This is a genomic window from Pseudobacillus sp. FSL P4-0506, from assembly GCF_038003025.1.
Taxonomy (GTDB): Bacteria; Bacillota; Bacilli; order Bacillales; family Domibacillaceae; genus Pseudobacillus.
Window position 1 is genome coordinate 1741089 of record NZ_JBBOOI010000001.1, and the last position, 20476, is coordinate 1761564.

The 20476-nt window shown below is 43.1% G+C and carries 19 protein-coding genes and 1 other annotated feature; of the genes, 10 read left to right on the forward strand and 9 right to left on the reverse strand.

Annotation, left to right across the window (positions count from 1 at the left end):
• Nucleotides 1-87 precede the first annotated feature (87 nt).
• Both MKZ02_RS08520 and MKZ02_RS08525 read right to left on the reverse strand, forming a co-directional pair.
• Nucleotides 88-666 carry an STAS domain-containing protein gene (locus MKZ02_RS08520; protein ID WP_340853037.1) on the reverse strand — a complete coding sequence of 193 codons (579 nt, stop codon included), beginning with the start codon at nucleotides 664-666 and terminating at the stop codon, nucleotides 88-90.
• Nucleotides 624-854 (reverse strand): hypothetical protein, encoded by a 231-nt coding sequence (locus MKZ02_RS08525; RefSeq protein WP_340853038.1) that lies wholly within the window; start codon nucleotides 852-854, stop codon nucleotides 624-626. The genes MKZ02_RS08520 and MKZ02_RS08525 overlap by 43 nt, the downstream gene beginning before the upstream one ends.
• A 159-nt stretch (nucleotides 855-1013) precedes the next feature.
• On the opposite strand from MKZ02_RS08525, the gene MKZ02_RS08530 reads away from it, so the two are divergent.
• On the forward strand, nucleotides 1014-1295 hold the full coding sequence (locus tag MKZ02_RS08530) for a hypothetical protein (RefSeq protein WP_340853039.1): 282 nt from the start codon (nucleotides 1014-1016) through the stop codon (nucleotides 1293-1295).
• 154 nt (nucleotides 1296-1449) lie between these two features.
• On the opposite strand, the gene MKZ02_RS08535 is transcribed toward MKZ02_RS08530, so the two are convergent.
• Nucleotides 1450-2154, reverse strand: a complete 705-nt coding sequence (locus MKZ02_RS08535) for a DUF421 domain-containing protein (protein WP_340853040.1) — start codon at nucleotides 2152-2154, stop codon at nucleotides 1450-1452.
• A gap of 89 nt (nucleotides 2155-2243) precedes the next feature.
• The gene (gene sspI / locus MKZ02_RS08540; RefSeq protein ID WP_120033571.1) at nucleotides 2244-2450 is read right to left on the reverse strand and encodes a small acid-soluble spore protein SspI; all 207 of its coding nucleotides are present in this window, start codon (nucleotides 2448-2450) and stop codon (nucleotides 2244-2246) included.
• Nucleotides 2451-2563: 113 nt separating this feature from the next.
• Between sspI and MKZ02_RS08545 the strand changes: the two genes are divergently transcribed.
• The 3 genes from MKZ02_RS08545 to pheT all read left to right on the forward strand — a co-directional run bounded on the left by MKZ02_RS08545 (nucleotide 2564) and on the right by pheT (nucleotide 7182).
• Nucleotides 2564-3331 (forward strand): TrmH family RNA methyltransferase, encoded by a 768-nt coding sequence (locus MKZ02_RS08545; RefSeq protein ID WP_340853043.1) that lies wholly within the window; start codon nucleotides 2564-2566, stop codon nucleotides 3329-3331.
• A gap of 43 nt (nucleotides 3332-3374) precedes the next feature.
• Nucleotides 3375-3600 (forward strand) — a binding site (T-box leader).
• 117 nt (nucleotides 3601-3717) lie between these two features.
• Nucleotides 3718-4752 (forward strand): phenylalanine--tRNA ligase subunit alpha, encoded by a 1035-nt coding sequence (gene pheS / locus MKZ02_RS08550; RefSeq protein ID WP_340853044.1) that lies wholly within the window; start codon nucleotides 3718-3720, stop codon nucleotides 4750-4752.
• Nucleotides 4753-4767: 15 nt separating this feature from the next.
• Entirely contained in the window at nucleotides 4768-7182 is a 2415-nt protein-coding gene (gene pheT, locus MKZ02_RS08555) for a phenylalanine--tRNA ligase subunit beta (RefSeq protein ID WP_340853046.1), read from the forward strand.
• 177 nt (nucleotides 7183-7359) lie between these two features.
• On the opposite strand, the gene rnhC is transcribed toward pheT, so the two are convergent.
• Entirely contained in the window at nucleotides 7360-8292 is a 933-nt protein-coding gene (gene rnhC, locus MKZ02_RS08560; protein ID WP_120033563.1) for a ribonuclease HIII, read from the reverse strand.
• Between the two features lie 91 nt (nucleotides 8293-8383).
• Between rnhC and zapA the strand changes: the two genes are divergently transcribed.
• The 5 genes from zapA to MKZ02_RS08585 all read left to right on the forward strand — a co-directional run bounded on the left by zapA (nucleotide 8384) and on the right by MKZ02_RS08585 (nucleotide 13788).
• Nucleotides 8384-8644: a cell division protein ZapA gene (gene zapA, locus MKZ02_RS08565; RefSeq protein WP_340853047.1), complete on the forward strand. Its 261-nt coding sequence runs from the start codon at nucleotides 8384-8386 to the stop codon at nucleotides 8642-8644.
• On the forward strand, nucleotides 8641-9195 hold the full coding sequence (locus MKZ02_RS08570; RefSeq protein WP_340853049.1) for a CvpA family protein: 555 nt from the start codon (nucleotides 8641-8643) through the stop codon (nucleotides 9193-9195). Before zapA ends, MKZ02_RS08570 begins: the two co-directional genes overlap by 4 nt.
• Before the next feature lie 82 nt (nucleotides 9196-9277).
• The gene (gene polX, locus MKZ02_RS08575) at nucleotides 9278-10993 is read left to right on the forward strand and encodes a DNA polymerase/3'-5' exonuclease PolX (protein ID WP_340856363.1); all 1716 of its coding nucleotides are present in this window, start codon (nucleotides 9278-9280) and stop codon (nucleotides 10991-10993) included.
• A gap of 16 nt (nucleotides 10994-11009) precedes the next feature.
• The gene (locus MKZ02_RS08580; protein ID WP_340853051.1) at nucleotides 11010-13364 is read left to right on the forward strand and encodes an endonuclease MutS2; all 2355 of its coding nucleotides are present in this window, start codon (nucleotides 11010-11012) and stop codon (nucleotides 13362-13364) included.
• A gap of 16 nt (nucleotides 13365-13380) precedes the next feature.
• On the forward strand, nucleotides 13381-13788 hold the full coding sequence (locus MKZ02_RS08585) for a DUF350 domain-containing protein (RefSeq protein ID WP_120033555.1): 408 nt from the start codon (nucleotides 13381-13383) through the stop codon (nucleotides 13786-13788).
• Between the two features lie 167 nt (nucleotides 13789-13955).
• Here MKZ02_RS08585 and MKZ02_RS08590 read toward each other — a convergent pair whose 3' ends face one another.
• The 4 genes from MKZ02_RS08590 to MKZ02_RS08605 all read right to left on the reverse strand — a co-directional run bounded on the left by MKZ02_RS08590 (nucleotide 13956) and on the right by MKZ02_RS08605 (nucleotide 18475).
• Nucleotides 13956-15764 carry a pyruvate kinase gene (locus MKZ02_RS08590; protein ID WP_340853054.1) on the reverse strand — a complete coding sequence of 603 codons (1809 nt, stop codon included), beginning with the start codon at nucleotides 15762-15764 and terminating at the stop codon, nucleotides 13956-13958.
• A gap of 150 nt (nucleotides 15765-15914) precedes the next feature.
• Nucleotides 15915-16364: an Hsp20/alpha crystallin family protein gene (locus tag MKZ02_RS08595; RefSeq protein ID WP_120033549.1), complete on the reverse strand. Its 450-nt coding sequence runs from the start codon at nucleotides 16362-16364 to the stop codon at nucleotides 15915-15917.
• A gap of 130 nt (nucleotides 16365-16494) precedes the next feature.
• Complete coding sequence (locus MKZ02_RS08600; RefSeq protein ID WP_340853055.1) at nucleotides 16495-17475, reverse strand: 2-hydroxyacid dehydrogenase; 981 nt, start codon at nucleotides 17473-17475, stop codon at nucleotides 16495-16497.
• Between the two features lie 13 nt (nucleotides 17476-17488).
• Nucleotides 17489-18475, reverse strand: coding sequence for a glycerophosphodiester phosphodiesterase family protein (locus tag MKZ02_RS08605; protein WP_340853057.1), 987 nt, complete (start codon nucleotides 18473-18475; stop codon nucleotides 17489-17491).
• 307 nt (nucleotides 18476-18782) lie between these two features.
• Between MKZ02_RS08605 and MKZ02_RS08610 the strand changes: the two genes are divergently transcribed.
• On the forward strand, nucleotides 18783-20447 hold the full coding sequence (locus MKZ02_RS08610) for an amidohydrolase (protein ID WP_340853059.1): 1665 nt from the start codon (nucleotides 18783-18785) through the stop codon (nucleotides 20445-20447).
• Nucleotides 20448-20476: the final 29 nt, after the last annotated feature.

Here is a 20476-nt window from a genome sequence, read left to right on the forward strand (position 1 = left end):
ATGTACGACCCGGACGGCAAGCGGCAATAAGCATTTAAAACGGTTCCTGGTAGGGAGGAAGAAGGTTGCCGAGGGTTTCCCGGCAGTCTAGATGCCCGATTGCTGCCGGGTTAATACATAGTTCAAACCAGCGTGTGCTGTATTGAAAATGGGGATATGGATATGCAGCTCACCAATGGACATAGCTAACTCAGGGGTAATGCCAACGATAATACACTGCGTTCCAATTAAGTTTAGACAATCGTTTAATTTTTGTATGTGTTCCCTGATTTCCTCTCCGTGACTATACAAACCACTTAAATCAATTAAAGCAAATTGGATATCGTGAGCGGCGCATTCCTTTAGGACAGAATTGAGAAGCCAGTCTGCCCGGACAGCATCAATTTCCCCGATAAGAGGGAGAGCAATGGTTTTTTCCCATATTTTTAAAATGGGAACAGATAGTGCTTGGATCAGCTTTTCGTTTCTTTCTTCTTCTTCCGCCTTCGTTGTTACATCCATAAGGATAACCACATATCCGGTTATTTCGTCAGTATCATTTTTAATAGCAGTAATGATAATGTCCGCAACATAGCGGTCGCGAATGGTAATACGGGCTCTATGGCTTTCTGTCATCTTTTCCATCATTTCCCGTTGAGTTTCTGGACGGGTGTGAAATACATCCATTTTTTTCCGATCATCTTTTCCGCATCTGATAAACCATACAAAGGCGCTATGGTGGATAGCAGACTAGCTGCTTTCTTATTCATCCAGCATATTGTGTAATCGGTGTCAGCGATGATGAGGTTTTCTCCCAAACTATCCAAAGCGTGAAGAAGGGAAATATTTATCGGTATTTGACCAATTGCATTCATAAGTATCCACCTTTCCTGCAAGTTGTTGCCTTATTATAGCATATCCCATTTATTTCAAGAGTGTATGAGCAGATGACCCTATTTTTAAAAAGGACGGACACATCTCACGGATGGGCAGCATAAGGTAAAGGGCAGAAGCAAATAAAGGGGGACATGATTGTGCATTTCCAAAACTACAATTTTGAAGATGAACCGTTTATTGAACAAGAGGAATTGACCGATATGGAACTGGAGGAAGAAAGACAGCAATCATATCATATGCAGCCGTATCCGCCATACCCATCGTATCAGCCGTATCCATATTATCCACAACCGTATCCTTATGCGTATCAATACCCATATTATCCATATCCAAGACCTCGTCCACGTCCAAGACCGATGAGTTATTATCCGTATTATCCACAGCCATACCCGTACTATTCAGGAGGATGGGATCAATAAATTTTAGAAGAAGCTGCCATATTACTTAGGCAGCTTTTCTCCATACAACAAGGTTTTATATAATGGTCCCTCGGCTTATAGATGCCAATTGGCTGTTAGAGGGGACGGGGCTTCTTACATAAAGGAAGTGAACAAACTTCTATGCTTAGAATGGCTACTTATACAGCAGGACCTTTAACTGCTCGTTTTGATCAATTGTGGCTAATAGCACCTCATTGACTGCTACACACTGGTCTTTTTTTAGCTTCGTCTCAAGCCAGGTCGAATCTTTCCCTATTTTTTTCAGCTCCGAGTGATCAATTTTCCCATCTTTAACAACGGCATGAGGAAAAGAAAAAGGTAACGGATGCAACTGCATGTCTGATCGGGTGACCGGTTGGTACTTTGGATCTAAAAATACAGAAATATTGCCATCTGGCTCCCATAAGGCAAGTGCTACCTTTTGTATATCGGTAATCTTTTCCTTTCGTAACTGGGATAGTAAAAAATCCAAGGATATTTTTGATTTAGATAAATTTTTATAAATAATCTTCCCATTATTAATAAGAGCAAAAGGAGCCGGATCAAGCCAATTTCTTAGCTTATGCCATTTTAAAGTTAAGAAGACACCGACTGTATACAGAATGACTAAAACGCTAATCGTAATCATTGAACCTTTCATCCCTAAATGTTCATCAGAAAGAGGGTGGGCAATAATGTTGCCGAGCAATAAAGCCATAATAAAATCAAGCATTCTTAATTGGGCAATGGAGTGTCGCCCCATCAGTTTAGCAACAAGTAATAAAAAGAAAAAAGCAACCACTGCCCGTAGTATCCATTGAACAGATGTTAAGGATTCCTGGGAATGAAAGAAGTCCATTATATACTCACATCCTTTGTAAAAAGAAGATTCATTTGCTTGTCATATGAAAGAAGTGACCCAAAATAATTTTGGATCACTTCACTTTTTTATTTCAGTCCTGCTTCCAATGTCTGCAGCATATGCTGTTTTTCCTGTTCATCGGCATTCTGCCAGAACACTTCGAACAGGACGCCAAGACCTGGCAGCATTTTCTCTTCATTGCGCTGAATAGCATCGACAATGGTATGTTCCAGCTGCTCTTGAGAACTTCCTGATACATTGGCTAATACGGCGTTGCGTAAGTTAAAATTCATGTAGATCGCTCCTTTTCAAAGTGATCTTTTCTATTTTCACCTGTCTGCCCATTCATTATGCGGAAGAATTAAGCTATAATGAAGCGGCGAAAACAGGAAAAGGAGTGAACGGCGTGAAATTTATCCAATCCATGAAAAATCCACAGGTAAAACAGTGGAAAAAGCTATTAACGAAGAAAGAACGTGAAAGAACGGGACAATATATGGTCGAAGGCTTTCATTTAGTTGAAGAGGCACTGAATCACAAAGAGGAAGTGATTGAATTAATTGTCTCAGAAGAAGCCGTACTGCCGGCAAACTGGAGTGTAGACGGCTTAGAGATAACGATGGTCACGCCTGAAATAGCCAAGACTCTTTCTGATACAGAATCAGGACAAGGCGTATTTGCTATCTGTCACAAACAGGAGCTGTCAAAAACGCTTCAGGGACGCACATATTTACTCATTGATGCCGTTCAGGACCCAGGCAATATCGGTACGATGATTCGGACAGCAGATGCAGCCGGATTGGATGGCATCATTCTCGGAATGGGCTGTGCCGATCCATATAATTCGAAAGTGCTCCGCTCGGCGCAAGGAAGCCATTTTCACTTGCCGATCGTTCAGATGCCGTTGCTTGAAGCGATTCAGCAGTTAAAGGAACAAGGAATTCGGGTGTTTGGTACATCGCTCCATCGGGCATCTGACTATCGAGAAGCACAAGTGAATAATTCCTTTGCCTTGCTCGTTGGCAATGAGGGGAGTGGGGTGGAAGAGGCCTTACTGAAGGAGACAGATAGCAACGTGTATATTCCGATTTATGGGAAGAGCGAATCGCTTAATGTAGCCGTTGCTGCGGGCATCTTACTGTATCATTTTAAACATTCTTTGAAAAACGTTTGAATTTTCTATGAGCGTTGACTATAATAACGGTAATTACATAATAAAAAAGGCAATGACAGAGAAGAGTAACTCATTAAATTTCTTTCAGGGAGAAAGTGCCGCGGACTGGAAGCACTTTTATGAAATGGTGAGTGAAGTTCACCTCTCGAGCCGGCATCAGGACCGCTTGCTGCGTAAAGGTGCTCCGGTGAAGAACCGTTACCTCAATGAAGTGAACATGCTTGGCATGTTAAAAAGGGTGGTACCGCGACCAAAGCCTCGTCCCTTTCCGGGAGACGGGGCTTTTTTTATTGGTTAAAAACATGAAAATAAGGAACTTTTCCCAAAGAGCTGGCAAACAGTCAACCTTAGGGCACTTGTTCTACAAAATAAAGGAGGACTTTCAAGTGGAGCAGCAATTAAAAGAGTTACAAATTGAAGCACTCGCAAAGGTGGAAGCAGCAGAAGAGCTCAAGCAGCTGAATGACATCCGGGTCGCTTACTTAGGAAAGAAGGGGCCAATTACAGAAGTGTTAAAAGGCATGGGGAAACTATCGGCGGAAGAACGCCCGAAAATGGGGGCCCTTGCGAATGAAGTACGTGCTGCTGTAGCGTCAGCTATTGAAGGCAAACAGTCTGCTTTGGAGCAAAAAGCCATTCAGGAACAGCTGGAAAAAGAAACCATCGACATCTCACTTCCGGGCCGTCCAGTAAAAACAGGCAATGTTCATCCGCTCACAAAAGTTGTGGAAGAAATTGAAGATTTATTTATCAGCATGGGATATTCCATTGCTGAAGGGCCGGAAGTAGAAACGGATTATTACAACTTTGAAGCCTTGAACTTGCCAAAAGGACATCCAGCACGTGATATGCAGGATTCTTTCTACATCACTGAAGATATCTTGCTGCGTACGCATACTTCCCCTGTGCAGGCACGTACGATGGAGAAGCATGAAGGCAAAGGTCCAGTAAAAATTATTTGTCCAGGTAAAGTATATCGCCGTGACAATGATGACGCGACACATTCCCATCAATTTACACAAATTGAAGGGCTGGCTGTCGATGAAAACATCAGCATGGGGGACTTAAAAGGAACGCTTGAAGTATTTGCCAAAAAATTGTTCGGTGAAGACCGGGAAATCCGCTTACGTCCGAGCTTCTTTCCATTTACAGAGCCGTCTGTTGAAGTGGACGTCAGCTGCATGTGTGGCGGGAAAGGCTGCCGGATTTGTAAAGGAACCGGCTGGATTGAGATTTTAGGTGCGGGTATGGTACATCCGAATGTATTAGAGATGGCTGGCTTTGATTCGAAAAAGTATACCGGATTTGCATTTGGAATGGGGCCTGACCGAATTGCTATGCTGAAATATGGAATTGATGATATCCGTCATTTTTACACAAATGATGTTCGTTTCTTAAAGCAATTTGCAGAACATGAATAACTGGAGGGGTAACTAATGTTTGTTTCATATAAATGGCTAAGCGAGTATGTCGATTTAGACGGCATGCCGGCAAAGGAATTAGCAGAAAAAATCACACGCAGCGGAATTGAAGTGGAAGGTGTAGAGGTGCTGGGTGAAGGCATTAAAGGTGTTGTCATCGGTCATGTTCTCGAAAAAGAACAGCATCCGAATGCCGACAAGCTGAATGTATGCCAAGTAGATATCGGTGAAGCAGAGCCGGTGCAAATTGTCTGTGGGGCGCCGAATGTAGATAAAGGGCAAAGAGTAGCCGTTGCCAAAGTAGGCGCTGTACTTCCGGGCAACTTTAAGATTAAAAAAGCAAAACTGCGCGGCGAAGCATCCAATGGAATGATCTGTTCTTTGCAAGAGCTAGGCATTGAAAGCAAGCTCGTTGCCAAAGAATATGCAGAAGGCATCTTTGTTTTTCCAAACGATGTGACACCAGGTGAAGATGCATTGCAGCAATTGAATCTAGATGATGAGGTGCTGGAGCTTGGCCTCACACCGAACCGTTCGGACTGCTTGAGTATGATTGGAGTGGCCTATGAAGTTGCCGCTATTCTTGATAAAGAAGTGAAGCTTCCAGAGATCAAAGTAGAAGAAGCGGCTGAGCGTACAGAGGATTGGATTAAAGTAAACATCGACGCGAAAGAAGATAATCCAATCTATATCGCCCGTATCGTGAAAGACGTGAAAATCGGCCCGTCACCGCTTTGGATGCAGGCACGTTTAATGGCAGAGGGCATCCGTCCGCACAATAATGTCGTTGATATTACGAACTATATTTTACTTGAATACGGCCAGCCGTTACATGCATTTGATTATGACCGGTTAGGCTCAAAAGAAATTGTCGTTCGTCGTGCACAAGATGGTGAACAGCTCGTTACGCTTGATAGTGCAGAACGGACATTATCATCTGAACATTTGCTAATTACCAATGGCGAAGAAGGGATTGCTCTAGCTGGTGTTATGGGGGGAGCTAACTCAGAAGTAGAAGCTGATACAACGACTGTGTTAATTGAATCTGCTTATTTCAATGGGCAGCGCGTACGCCAGGCATCGAAGGATCACGGCCTTCGTTCTGAAGCGAGTGCCCGTTTTGAAAAGGGCGTTGACCCAAATCGTCTGCAGGCAGCAGCTGACCGTGCGGCGCAATTAATGGCTCTGTATGCTGGCGGCCAAGTGCTGGCAGGCAGCGTAGTAGCCGGTGAAATGGACCTTGAACCGAAAGTGGTATCAGTGACACTTGAAAAATTAAATCGTGTGCTTGGAACGCATTTACAAATGACAGAGGTAGAGGATATTTTCCGACGTTTAAAATTTTGGGTCACTCTTGATAATGATGAGTTTATCGTCACAGTACCAACTCGTCGCGGCGATATTACGATTTCAGAAGATCTAGTGGAAGAGGTAGCCCGTTTATACGGATATGATCATTTGCCGACAACCGTCCCGGTCGGCGCAACTTATCCAGGCGGCTTGACAGATTACCAGGAAAAACGTCGAGCGGTCCGCCGTTTCTTGGAAGGAGCCGGCTTAAATCAAGCGATCACTTATACGTTGACAAGTGAGAAAAAAGCGAAAGAATATGCATTGAATTCACGCGAGCCAATTAAGTTGGCGATGCCGATGAGCGAAGAGCATGCATATTTGCGCTTAAGCATTGTTCCTCAACTGTTGAGTGCTGTCGCTTATAATAATGCGCGTCAAATCGACTCACTCGCCCTTTACGAAATCGGCAGCGTCTTCTTGAAAGAGACGGATGCCGAGCTGCCAACAGAAGAAGAACAGTTGTCCGGAGCGATTACCGGCTTATGGGAAGAACACTTATGGCAAGGTGAAAAGAAGGCCGTCGATTTCTTTGTAGCAAAAGGTGTGTTGGAAGGATTGTTTGCCGAGCTCGGCCTCTTGGAGCGAATCACATTCAAGAAAGCGGAAATCTCCGGCATGCACCCAGGGCGGACCGCTGTAGTCGAGCTCGATGGACAAGAGATTGGATTTGTTGGCCAGGTACATCCGCAACAGGCGAAAGCCCTTGATATAAAAGAAACATATGTGTTTGAATTGAAACTGAGCCCACTGTTTACAGCAAAAACAGAGGCGGTTGCTTACGAGCCAATTCCGCGTTTCCCATCTATCACCCGTGATATTGCTCTCGTTGTCGATAGCAAGGTAGAGGCTGGCAAACTTAAAGAGGTGATTGAAGGAGCCGGTGGAAAGCTGTTAAAAGATGTCCATGTATTTGATTTGTATGAAGGTGAGCATGTAGAGGCGGGTAAGAAGTCGATTGCCTTCTCACTTAAATACTTTGATCCAGAGAAAACCTTAACGGATGAAGAAGTTGTCAAGGTTCATAACGGCGTATTGGAAGCATTGAAAGAAAAAGCCGGGGCCGAATTAAGAAGCTAATATTTCTTTAAGCACTCCTATCTAATGAAGGGGTGCTTTTCTCATTTCTAAAAGGCTGTGCGCCTACAGCCTATAAAGCAGAAAAATGCTTATATAAATGAACAACTTGTCCTTCATAATCTAGAGACAGCCATGTAAGAAAAGCCGGCCCGATTGATCGGGTCCGGCTTTGTTCCTTCAGCGCTTGCTCACAAGATTCAATGCTTTTTGTGTGTTAGCAAAATGCTTTTTTGTAAAGTGCGTCAGTGCCCCTTCTCCTTTTTCACGGATCAATCGGGCGGCAGCGACATCCACTTGGCTGCCAGCGCCTTTGGGAATCGGGAAGCCAGCTTCATTGCTTAACTCATCCATTTGTTTAACAAAGGCATAGCGAGCAATGATTGAGGCAGCAGCTACAGACAAGTGGATCCCTTCTCCTTTTGTGCTGAAAAACACATTTTCCCGGAATACGTCTTTTTGGTCTTGTAAATAACGATAATAGGTGTTCCTTTCGGCGAATTGATCAATTAGGACGGCATCGGGACGCTCTGGCGAGATTTTTTGATGCAAATTGATCAGCGCTTGATTATGAAGCAAAGCTTTTATTTTTCCTTGTGACATGCCTTTTTGCTGAAGAGCATTATATTTCTCGTTTCTTAAAATAAGCAGGCTGTACGGCACAACCTTAGCAATCTTCTTGGCAATGCTAATGATTTGCTTATCGGTTAGATCCTTGGAATCACGGACCCCTATTGCTCGCAGTTCATCTAGCTGTTCTTTTCTTACCAATGCGCTAACAACGGTAATGGGGCCAAAATAATCACCAGTTCCGACTTCATCACTGCCAATAACCGACATTTCAGAGAATCCGGGCGGCAATAGGGCAGGCGCTGGTTTCTTTTTCTTAGCAGGAGCAGCTTTTGCTTGTTCCCCTTGCCATTTTTCCGCTTCCAATAGAGCATCTTTCCCTTGAAACAAAACTTTTCCTGAGCGATAGCCAGTAATCGTGCAGGCAGCCGTTTTAGCTGTGAAGATGGCTCCCGCTGGCAACTTGCCAGTGGCCTGAGAAGCATAATGGGTTTTCATTTCCGAAAGGGTCGTGCTTGATACGTTCAAAACAGTGTGACTCATCTAGAATCTCTCCTTTATACTTGCGGCTTTTCATGGCTTCCTGCTCATGGTATGATAACAGATAGGATTCTTTACGAATGGGGGCATTCCATTGTCGAATGAAGAGAAAAACCGGATTACGGTTGACATATACGGACATCATTATACAATTGTCGGCACGGAATCGAAAAGTCATATCCGGCATGTCGCCCGTTTGGTCGATGAGAAAATGCGGGAAATCAAAATGAAGAATCCTGTGCTTGATTTGAATAAAATAGCAGTATTAGCTGCTGTAAATACAGTTCATGATTATGTAAAATTACAAGAAGAAATGGAACTATTAAAAGAAGAATTAAGAGAATTAAAGGGATGACCAATATGATTGATATTATTTTAATTGTTTTATTGCTTGCCGGTATTGTCATTGGCTTAAAGCGAGGATTTATTTTGCAATTTTTTCATATAGCAGGATCGATTATTGCTATCATCGCCGCTCTTGCACTTCGGGAACAAGTGGCACCCGTGTTAAAAGCGTGGATTCCTATGCCACCGGTTGATCAAAGTCCGTCGTTTAGTTTAGTAGCCTCTGGCTTTGAATCTTTTTATTATGGAGCGATTGCTTTTATTCTTGTTTTTATTCTAGTAAAAATTGTTTTATCTATGCTAGGCTCTTTCTTGGATGCCATTGCCCATATCCCGATTTTGAGGGAAGTGAATAAAGTGGGCGGAGGCGTTCTCGGTTTTGTGGAAATTTATCTTGTCTTATTTGTGATCGTGTATCTGGGCATGCTGCTACCTACTGAAGTCTCTTCCATGATTGCTAACTCATCCATTGCCGGCTATATGATCCATCATACACCTTATTTGTCAGATGCGCTCAAAAATTTTGAGTCGCTTGCCCAATTGAACCGCTTCTCTTTTTGAAAGAGAAGTTTTTGTTTTGTCTGGCTTTTCTGTTACTATTAAAATGGAGAAAATGATCGATTTTGAAAGCATGGTGACGACAATGATCAATAAAAAAGATATTATTCGTTTGTTGGAAAAAATCGCGATATATATGGAATTAAAAGGGGAAAATCCGTTTAAAATTTCGGCTTTTCGAAAAGCGGCGGCTGCTTTAGAAACAGATGATCGCAGCCTGGCTGAAATTGATGATATGACAAAAATCCCCGGGATTGGCAAGGGTACAAGCGCCGTTATTAAAGAATATTTGGAGACCGGCGAATCTGCTACGTTAAAAGAATTGCAGGAAGAAGTACCTGCCGGACTTGTTCCTTTACTACAGCTGCCGGGACTCGGCGGCAAAAAAATTGCTAAGTTATATAAAGAGCTAAATGTAAAAAATATAGAAGACTTGCAAGAAGTTTGCGAACTGAAAAAAGTGCGTGAGCTGCCTGGGTTTGGAGCGAAAACAGAAGAAAAGATTCTTGCTGCCATCGAAGAGGCCGGAAAGCGCCCAGAAAGATTGCCGATCTCATACATGCTGCCGCTTGCTGAATCGATTGAGCGACATCTTGCTGATATGTCAGGGATTCAGCGGTTCTCACGGGCAGGAAGTTTGCGCCGTCTCCGAGAAACGATTAAAGATCTGGATTTCATTATCGCTGCTGACAAAGCCGCTGCAGTCAAGGAGCAATTACTAGCGCTTCCAGGAATTAAAGAAGTGATTGCAGCAGGAGAGACAAAAGTTTCGGTCGTTATTGCCGGAGATTGGGACGTATCAGTTGATTTCCGTATCGTCACAGCGGAAGAATTTGCTTCTACTCTGCATCATTTCACGGGCTCGAAAGACCATAATGTCCGCATGCGCCAGCTGGCAAAAGAACGCGGGGAGAAAATTAGCGAATATGGCGTTGAATCCAATGAGACGGGAGAAATAACTACATTTGAAACGGAAGAAGCTTTCTATCATCATTTCCAACTGCCATGGATTCCTCCAGAGATTCGGGAGGATGGAACAGAGGTGGAACAGTTTCCTGGATTTGGGCGTCTCATCCACCTAGACGACATCAAAGGGGATGTCCATATGCATACGACTTGGTCAGATGGGGCCTATTCGCTCGAAGAAATGGTAGAGGCCTGTCGGGCTAAGGGATATGAGTATATGGCCATTACTGATCACTCGCGTTTTTTAAAGGTAGCCAACGGTTTGTCGATTGAGCGACTGCTAAAGCAAAATGAAGAAATTCGCCAGCTAAACGCGCAATACGAAGATATTGAAATTTTGTCGGGGATTGAAATGGACATCCTTCCAGATGGCACATTGGATTACGATGATGAAATATTGAGCCAGCTCGATTTTGTTATCGCTTCAATCCACTCAAGTTTTTCACAACCATGTGAAACGATTATGGAACGGTTGAAAACAGCTTTGTTGAATCCACATGTTGATTTGATTGCCCATCCAACCGGCCGGCTGATTGGGCGGCGTGACGGTTACGATGTAGATATGGAGAGGCTTATCCAACTGGCAAAAGAAACAAATACGGCTCTTGAATTGAATGCTAATCCACATCGATTAGATCTATCTGCAGAACATTTGAAGCAGGCTCAGGCTGCCGGCGTGAAAATATTTATTAATACAGATGCCCATGCCATTGAACATCTTGACTTCATGGAAGTTGGGGCTAAGGCTGCAAGAAAAGGATGGCTCCGTTCAGAAACGGTTGTCAACACTTACAGCAAAGAAGAATTTTTAGCATTTATTAATCGAAACAAATAGGGAGGAATCCTGTTACGTGAATAAGAAGGTATTAAAAACTCTTGAGTTTGACAAAATTAAGCAGCAGCTTGCTGAACATGCGGCTTCCAGCTTAGGGAGAGAGCAGGCAGAAGGATTGAAGCCATCTGTCTCTTACGATGAAGTGGTCCGTCTCCAGGAAGAAACCGATGAGGCGGCGCGCGTGCTTCGTCTTAAGGGGCATGCACCGCTCGGCGGTATTTATAATGTCCGGCCACAAGTAAAACGGGCACAAATCGGCGGTATGTTGAATGGAATGGAATTTGTCCAAGTAGCAAGCACCATTTATGCTGGCCGTATGATGAAGCAATTTATTCATGATTTAGTGGAAGAAGGGGAAGGCTTACCGATCCTTTCTGAAAAAGCAGAGCAGCTGCCGGTGTTGACACCGCTTGAACACCGGATTAAACATACAGTTGATGAGCATGGCGGCGTTCTTGACTCGGCCAGTGAAACTCTTCGTCATATCCGCCAGCAGCTTCGTGCGAATGAAAGCCGAATTCGCGGAAAGCTTGAGAGTTTGATTCGCGGAAGCAATGCTCAAAAGATGCTCTCCGATACCATTATTACAATTAGAAACGACCGCTACGTAATTCCTGTAAAGCAGGAGTACAGAGGACACTACGGCGGCATTGTTCATGACCAGTCTTCATCCGGACAAACGCTATTTATTGAACCCGAGTCTATTGTGCAAATGAATAACCAAATCCGGGAGTTTAAATTGAAGGAACAATTGGAGATTGAACGGATTTTCACTGAATTAACGGTGGAAGTTGAACAGCATGGAGAAGAGCTCTATTATTTAACCGGCTTGCTTGGCGAACTTGATTTTATGTTTATGAAAGCAAAGTTCGGCCGGGTAATTAAAGGGTCAAAACCGTTAGTGAATGAAAACGGCTATATTCGTCTGAATAAAGCTCGTCACCCGCTTTTGCCTATCGATGAGGCAGTAGCAAATGATATTGAATTTGGAAAAGAATATACGACGATCTTAATTACTGGACCGAACACCGGAGGAAAAACAGTAACATTAAAAACTGTCGGTCTTACAACACTCATGGCTCAGGCCGGCCTGCCTATTCCGGCCCTTGATGGATCAGAAACAGCTGTGTTTGGCTCCATTTTTGCTGATATTGGGGATGAGCAATCTATTGAACAAAGCTTGAGTACCTTTTCATCCCATATGGTGAACATTGTTGACATTTTAGAGCAGGTAGACCATGACAGCCTGGTGTTGTTTGATGAGCTTGGCGCCGGTACTGATCCTCAGGAAGGGGCGGCTCTTGCGATGGCTATCCTCGACGATGTGCATAATCGTGGCGCTCGTGTCATCGCGACTACCCATTATCCGGAACTGAAGGCGTATGGTTACAACCGTGAAGGGGTTGTCAATGCAAGTGTTGAATTTAACGTGGAAACGCTCAGTCCTACGTACCGGCTGTTAATTGGTGTGCCGGGACGAAGCAATGCCTTTGAAATTTCCAGCCGTCTAGGCCTTAATGACAATGTTATTCAGCAGGCGCGAAGCTTGATTGGTGCGGATACAAATGAAGTAGATCAGATGATTGCTTCGCTCGAGCAAGCGCGCAGAAAAGCGGAAGAGGAAGAACGAGAAGCTCGTGAATATTTGAAAATGGCTGAACAGTTCCATAAAGAAATGCAAAAGCAAATGCAAGAATATTATGCCCATAAAGAGGAGCTTGCTGAAAAGGCGCGCAAGCAAGCGGCAGATATTGTGGAGAAAGCGAAAGCAGAAGCCGAAGAGGTGATTCGTGACCTGCGCACGATGAGACTTGAGAAGCAGGCAGATGTGAAGGAACATGAATTGATTGAAGCCAAGCGACGTTTGACAGAAGCGGTACCAGAGACGAAGAAAGCACCGAAGAAGAAGGTAGCATCTACGGAACGAGTGCTAAAGCCGGGAGATGAAGTAAAAGTTCTTAGTTTTGATCAAAAGGGGACGCTTCTTGAAAAGGCCGGGGACAAAGAATGGAATGTGCAAATCGGCATCATGAAAATGAAGGTGAAAGAAAGCGATCTGCAATTTATGAAGTCAGAGAAAAAAGCAGAGCCGAAACCGCTTGCCACGGTGCGTGGAAAAGATTATCATGTCAGCCTCGAACTTGACTTGCGCGGCGAGCGTTATGAAGATGCATTAGCAAGGTTGGAGAAATATATTGATGACGCTTTGCTTGCCGGATATCCGCGTGTTTCTATCATTCACGGCAAAGGAACAGGAGCGCTCAGAAAAGGCGTTCAGGATTATTTGAAAAATCATCGCTCGGTAAAACGCACGCGCTTTGGTGAAGCTGGAGAAGGTGGCAGCGGCGTGACTGTCGTCGAATTAAAATAAGAGGGGCTTTATATGTATGAACCAGTTTTGGGAAAATGAATTTATACAGCTTGCCGGTTATTACAGTGTCGTTGTTGTCTGTATTATACTAGCGTTAGCCTTGTTTGAACTGGTAACTAAATACCGCAACTGGGAAGAAATAAAAAAAGGAAATATGGCTGTTGCAATGGCAACTGGCGGAAAAATATTTGGACTGGCAAACATTTTCCGCCACTCTATTGCCCATAACGATACGGTGTTGACAATGATTGGATGGGGAGCATTTGGCTTTGTTTTATTGCTAGCGGGTTATTTTATTTTTGAGTTTTTAACTCCCCGTTTTAAAATTGATGAAGAAATTGAAAATGACAATCGTGCTGTCGGCTTTATCTCTATGGTTATTTCTGTCGGGTTGTCTTATGTCATCGGTGCAGCTTTAGATTAATAAGGAGCATAAGAACTATGGAAACATTAGCGAAAGTATTGCTGGCCCTGTGTGGCGTTTTTCTTATCATCGGTATAATTTATTTAACATTTATCGCCTAAAACGAAAAAACCTTTTCTAGTATATTCAGAAAAGGTTTTTTCATTTAGATAATAAGTGGATCCTGTTTATGGGTGAAGGGTGAAGGGTGAAGGGCGTGTAATCATCTCGTTCTGCTCTTTTACTTGCGAGATGACAAAAAGGGCATCTGTTAAAAATGAAAGTGTTTCTTTCATAAACGGTCCTTTATTTAACATTAAACAATCAAATTCACTTCCAAAGGACAAATCGGCCAATTCGGAACGAGAAGGGATTCCTTTTTTAGCTAATGATTCTAACACTTGTGTGGCAAGGATAACCGGCACATGAGAGGCACGGCATAGCGATAGAATTTCTTCTTGGACCACTGGCAATTGCTGAAAGCCTATCTCGATTGCTAAATCGCCTCTTGCTATCATAATGCCAAATTTTGAAAAAGTCAGCCCTTCCAGTAGAATGGATGAGAAGTTATGAATCGCTTCTTTCGTTTCAATTTTGGCAACGACAGCTAATTCTTTTTTTGGATATCTTTGAAGAAGTTCCTGCAGCTTTCTCAGGTCTTCGGGGCCATGTACAAATGAGATGCCTGCTATATCTGCGTGCTCACAGATAAATGCAAGATCTTTCTCATCTTTTTCTGTTAAGGCCGGAACCGTTAGATGAACCTTGCAGTCAGGAAGGTTGATTCCTTTGTTTTCTTTAATGGTTAGGCTCATGTCTGGCGATAAGATCTCTGCCACAATAAATTCATCGTTGTGCTCTCTTACTACAGACTGTATTTTGCCATCATCAATAAAGATTCTGTCCCCTTCCCGGACAGATGCAAACGCTTCGGGGAGACTAACTGAAAGGCAGGCAGCTATTGGACCGGCGACAGGAAAGCCCTCCATTTCGCTATTTAAATAAATTTTTAAAAAGTCCCCCTTTTTGACTTTAATTTGAATCGGTGATTTCTCCAAGTTAGTTACGAGTAATTCTATTTGGCCGTCCGTGCTGCTAAGTTTTGTATTCTCATAAATATAAGCAGTTTCTTCAAGACTTACAACTAAACCGCTGGGGGAGATCTCAGTAATTAAGAATTTTCTCCTTTTGTTCCGGAGATCAATAAAGTAGAGAAAATCTCCTTCGCTGAAATACCGGAATTGTTCACAAGGACAGGTGTGAAGAATAAAATCATATTCCTCGTCATATAATCGTTTTGTCGTCGTTGGCTGCCAGCTTATAAGGCCTTTTTTCTTTTCAAGAGGACGGCCGAATCGATCTTTTTTTATTCCTAATTTTAAAGGATAGGTTGTTTTTTGTAGCGGGCCAATTCTAATTTTTGGGCCTGAAAGATCCATATAAATTTGGCACTTCTTCTCCTCATATTCTCCTTTCCTTCTTAATTGATCTTCCGCGCAACGAATCGCATCGATCACTTTTTTCCATGCTGATGCCTCGCCGTAAGCACAGTTAATTCGGGCAATGGACATCCCATTCAGCAAAAACCGCTTGATAGCGGAGGGAGAGGCCATTTGGCTGTCTAACGTGACCATCACATGAGGCAAATTTGGGTAGCGTCTTTTTCCGAATACGTCTTCACTGCGCTCTCTTGATAGCGCATGCACCTCTTGGGAAGGAGGAGACGGGGGAGGAAAGCTGTCTAAATGGGAACAAAGGGTACGTAGGCTTTGGATGACATACTGCTCTGAGCTCAAACAGAGCCCTCTATTACGAAGAGCGGTTGCAAATTTAGAATGTATATTGTTTTTATAGGCGAGGTAGGCCAGTAAGTTCTGTGCGCTGAACGGATGGAGGACACGTGGGTGCATAAACGGGGCAAGTGCTGCCTGATTCACCGCTTTTTCATATAGTGTCCACGCCAGCTTAACTAATTCATCATGGGAAAAGTCGCACATTTATCTATCCACCCCAGTGTAAAAGTGATTCATCCTTTATTTTATTCAGGAGATATGGAATTTTTTCTTACCGTCTGGTAGGAAAAATAGCAACTCCAACCCCTTTGATTTCTGCTATAAAAATACAAAACTCCTTGAACATCAAGGAGTTTATTCAATATTAAGAAGTCGTTTGCAATGATATTGTTTTGGAGTGATAATTCTTAACAGGCCATTTTTATAAGTGGCTCTAGTCTCTTTTTCTGAAATAAGAAAAGGCAGTGTGATGAATTTCTCCATTCTTTGCAAGGTTTGTTTTTTATGAAAGTAGGCCTTTTTATCATCATGTTCTTCGATCGTCCCTGAACTTTCCGCTGAAATGCGTAACCGGTCTCCGAGTATTTCGACTTGAATCTGCGCCCGTTCATACCCTGGCAGGTCCGCCTCGATAATGATATCGGAATCTGTTTCATACGAGTCAACAGAGAACAACATATTATGATGGATAAACGTGTCTAGATATTTAAATGATTCACCGAAAAAAGAGTCAATAGACTTTACCAAATGATGAAGTGAACCATCGAATAATCCTGGAAGGTTGCTTTTCTTAAATGACATCATACATCTGCCCCTTTCCTATTAGCTATCAATAACAAAATATGTTGAAAAGGGCGAAATGCGACTATTTATTGGTCAGCTTTAAACATTTCTTGTTATGCAAACCCATTCAATTGAAAAAACAGGGATCTGTTTATCGGTTGAGCTTTACCTCTTTATTTATCAAATTTGGAGGAAGCTTTCCGCTCAAACCTGCTTGAAGATTGTTAGCGGCTACTACAGACATCTTATGTTCGGTTTCAGCTGTAGATGAGCCAATATGCGGCAATGTAACTAGGTTCTTGCATGTTAAAAGTTTATGGCCGGCAGGAAGAGGCTCTTCTGTAAATACATCGGTGCCTGCCGCCCAAATTGTTCCGTTTTCAAGCGCATGATAAAGGGCGTCTTCATCTACGTTTTGTCCTCGTGAGCCGTTAATAAAGATAGCCGTTTGTTTCATCTTTTTAAATTCCTCATGGCTAATGAGCTGTTTGGTTTCAGGAGAGGCTGGCACCATTAAACAGACAAAATCGGACTCTGCAAGCAGCTCATCCATCGAAACATAGGAAGCGTTTAACCAATTTTCTGCCTCAAGCTTTCTTGAACGGTTATGATAGAGAATCTCCATATCGAATCCAAAGTGACCCCGTTTGGCAATTGCCTGTCCAATCCGGCCCATCCCGATAATGCCGAGCCTTTTATGGTGAACATCCATTCCGAAAAGGTGAGGAGGCAAAAGTTCGTTCCACTGTTCGCTTTTTACATAATGATCCAGTTCAGCGATTCGGCGGGCTGCCGCAAGGAGAAGCCCAAAGATTGCATCTGCTGTTGTATCAGTCAGCACATCCGGCGTATTCGTTGCCATAATGCCGCGCTGTGATAGCTCGTCTACTGGCAGGTTGTCATAGCCAACAGAAACGTTAGAAATAATTTTTAATTCAGGAGCTAGATCAAGCAGCTCCTTTGTCACTTTTAGATCAAGCCCAATCACGCCAGAAGCTTTCTTCAGCGTTTGGACAAAAAAAGGATCATCCAGGTATTCGTTTTTTTCAAAGTATATGACTTCATAGTCTTCTTTCAGTTGTGTAATTACTTCAGGAGATACGCGATTATAAGCAAGAATAACCTTCTTCATAGTTACACCCCTCTTATTGTTTACTATAAATCTTTCCAACTTTCTCTATGGTGTTCGTCCAAATGCCGCCTGTGTAATTCTGCGGAAGTCTCTTTAAATCTTCTTCAGAATCAAAGCCCGAGGAGAAATCGCTGCCGTTGCCGCCGACAATAATTGTACGGACGTTGGCCTTGTCCATTCTGTTAAGGAATTTATCCGGCCATCCCCAAAGGAAGGGGGCAATCTTCTCTGGAACATGAATTTCAGTATTCTGACAGTCTTTAGAGACATAACCACTCCACCCAGAAGCAATATAAGGAATGAGACAGGCCTTCATTGTTTGTTTTGACATCACTCTCAATTCCGGCATTTGTTTCTGCAATTCTGCTATCGGTTCATCGCCGCCATACACAGTCAGCTGTTTTAAACGCTCTTTAGAAAAATCGGACAAATATTTGGCAAGCAGAGCCCCTTCCTTAGGGTCATTACTCTTTATATGAATGAGGAATGGCTTGTTGGGAAATTGATTCATCACTTCAGTAAGGGAAGGCATAAGGTTGACACCTTTTCCTCTAAAAGGGTAAGTTTTTCCGCCATCCGCTGTGTAACCGTAGCCGATGTCTAATTTTTTCAATTCAGCCATCGTGTAGTCACGGGTTACGCCGGTACCGTTTGTTCGGCAATCTAGTGTCCAATCATGAAAAACAGCAAACTGATTATCTTTCGTTATATGTACATCCAATTCGACAATGTCTGCTCCTGCTTGAAAAGCTGCTTTCATTGAAGGAATAGTGTTTTCGAGAAACTCATGTTCAGGCGGGTGAATTCTTTCCGCTGTACATGTATCATTTTCCACGCCTGCAAGATCGAAGGTTTGTGCCACTCCCCGATGTGCGATCAGCAACGGCTTGCCTTCCCTTTCTTTTACGAACAGTGAGCTGTTGTTGACATACACAAAAATTACTAATAAGACAAGAACTAGACTAATCTTGCTCTTTATTATTCTTCTAAAAAGTTTCACAAGTCTCCCCCCGTACACAATGTTTTTCTTTCCTACTTGTGAATCATATACAAATATAAGCTTTTAAACAATATTTAATGAGATCGCTGAATCAAAAAGCCGAAATTACATATTTCCAAGCTTTTCTTTCTCAAGTTCTAATAAAGGTCCACTTATGGTTATTGTAAGAAATTATTATTTTTATTACCATTGTTTAAAAGAAAAATCAGAATATTTTTTCTTTTTGCAAACGCATACAAGATGAGTCATACCTTGATTTGAATAAGAAAGGAGAGGGATGAGCAAATGAAACAAAAGAAGGTGGTTTATGATGATTAAACCGGATGTTTTATTGACAAATGCTAATGTGATTACTTTAGATAAGGAAGGACGACGCGGGGGCTCTGTGTCTGTAACGAACGGCCGTATTAGCGGGATTTGGCCGGAAGCTGAACCGCCAAAGAGCGATGTTGAATTGACAAGACATACGCAAGTCATCAATTTAAAGGGCGGCACGCTGCTTCCAGGTTTTATTGATACGCATAATCACTTGCTAATGTATGCCCAATTTCGCCAGCAAGCGAATTGCAGCAGTCCGCTCAATAAAAGCATTAGTGATATCCAAGGTCAGCTTTTGCAATTAGCGCAGAAAACTAAAAGGAACCAATGGGTCTTGGGCTATGGATACGATGATACTCTCCTGAAAGAGAAGCGTCACCCGACCCGTGAGGAATTGGACGCTGTTGTTCCTCATCATCCTGTTTTAATTAGGCACATCTCTGCCCATTTTGCTGTTGTCAATTCTGCTGCGCTAAGGCTCGCTGGAATAGATGAGCAAATAACCGATCCGCCAGGAGGCCACTTTGGAAGAGATGGAGCAGGAAAATTAAATGGTGTATTGTACGAGCTTCCAGCTATGAGTCTGATTGAGTCAAAAATCCCTGTTCCTTCCGTAGAGGAGTTAGTTTCCTTATTAGGAGAAGCATCCACAGATTATCTAGCTCAGGGGATCACGACAAATACAGATGCCGGTGTTGGACTGAACATAGGAATAGAGGAACTTGAAGCCCATATCCAGGCAGTAGCCGGGGGGCAAAATCCTATGCGTATGCAATTAATGATTATGCACCATCTTCTGAGAGAGAATAATGCATTTGGAGAGGTATCCGCCAAAGAACTGGATGAAGATATCCGTCTTCGGTCTAAAGGAAGAGCTCGTCTGGACAGTGCTAAATTGTTTCAAGATGGATCTATTCAAGGGCTGACGGCAGCGTTGAGAGAGCCTTATTATAGCAATTCTGAGTTATATGGTGACTTGATCCATGAGCAGAGGGATTTTAATTTAGAAGTGCTGGATCTGCACAAACGCGGTTATCGAGTGACAATACATGGCAATGGCGACCGGGCGATCGCATCTAATTTAGATGCTTTTGAGTTTGCTTTAACTAATCATCCCCGCAGAGACCATCGCCATCGCATTGAGCACGTGCAAACAGCGACAACGGCCGATCTGGACCGAATGAAGAAATTAGGTGTAGCCGGCTCATTTTTCATTAATCATGTTTATTACTGGGGAGAGCGTCATGAAAAAATGTTTCTCGGACCGGAAAGAGCGGCCAGAATAAATCCAATAAAAGATGCGCTGGATCGTGATCTACTGTTTACGCTACATTCAGACTGTCCGGTGACTCCTATCTCTCCGCTGTTTTCCGTTTGGGCGGCAGTCAACCGTTTAACGAAGGAGGGCAAAGTATTAGGAGCAGATCAAACATGTGATGTAGAAAATGCTTTAAAGTCGATGACGATGTGGGGAGCTGTGCTTAATTTTGATGAACAACATTCCGGCAGCATTGAATTAGGAAAAAGAGCGGACTTTACCGTTCTGGCAGAAGATCCTACAAAAGTTCAGCCGCAAGAAATTAAAGATATTGAAATCATGGCCTCGTTGATCGACGGCGGTGTAGTCTACGAGAATAAAATGTGTGTATTGTAGTTACCCATTTATGGGAACCTGAAGCCCTG

Bases quoted from the DNA above. Each gene is read 5' to 3' on its own strand.
- sspI (WP_120033571.1), bottom strand. From the start codon at position 2,450: ATGAATTTTAACTTACGCAACGCCGTATTAGCCAATGTATCAGGAAGT.
- MKZ02_RS08600 (WP_340853055.1), bottom strand. From the start codon at position 17,475: ATGAAGAAGGTTATTCTTGCTTATAATCGCGTATCTCCTGAAGTAATT.
- MKZ02_RS08595 (WP_120033549.1), bottom strand. From the start codon at position 16,364: ATGATGTCATTTAAGAAAAGCAACCTTCCAGGATTATTCGATGGTTCA.
- pheT (WP_340853046.1), top strand. From the start codon at position 4,768: ATGTTTGTTTCATATAAATGGCTAAGCGAGTATGTCGATTTAGACGGC.
- MKZ02_RS08610 (WP_340853059.1), top strand. From the start codon at position 18,783: ATGATGATTAAACCGGATGTTTTATTGACAAATGCTAATGTGATTACT.
- polX (WP_340856363.1), top strand. From the start codon at position 9,278: ATGATCAATAAAAAAGATATTATTCGTTTGTTGGAAAAAATCGCGATA.
- MKZ02_RS08585 (WP_120033555.1), top strand. From the start codon at position 13,381: ATGAACCAGTTTTGGGAAAATGAATTTATACAGCTTGCCGGTTATTAC.
- MKZ02_RS08520 (WP_340853037.1), bottom strand. From the start codon at position 666: ATGGATGTATTTCACACCCGTCCAGAAACTCAACGGGAAATGATGGAA.
- MKZ02_RS08590 (WP_340853054.1), bottom strand. From the start codon at position 15,764: ATGTGCGACTTTTCCCATGATGAATTAGTTAAGCTGGCGTGGACACTA.
- MKZ02_RS08570 (WP_340853049.1), top strand. From the start codon at position 8,641: ATGACCAATATGATTGATATTATTTTAATTGTTTTATTGCTTGCCGGT.
- rnhC (WP_120033563.1), bottom strand. From the start codon at position 8,292: ATGAGTCACACTGTTTTGAACGTATCAAGCACGACCCTTTCGGAAATG.
- MKZ02_RS08535 (WP_340853040.1), bottom strand. From the start codon at position 2,154: ATGGACTTCTTTCATTCCCAGGAATCCTTAACATCTGTTCAATGGATA.
- MKZ02_RS08525 (WP_340853038.1), bottom strand. From the start codon at position 854: ATGAATGCAATTGGTCAAATACCGATAAATATTTCCCTTCTTCACGCT.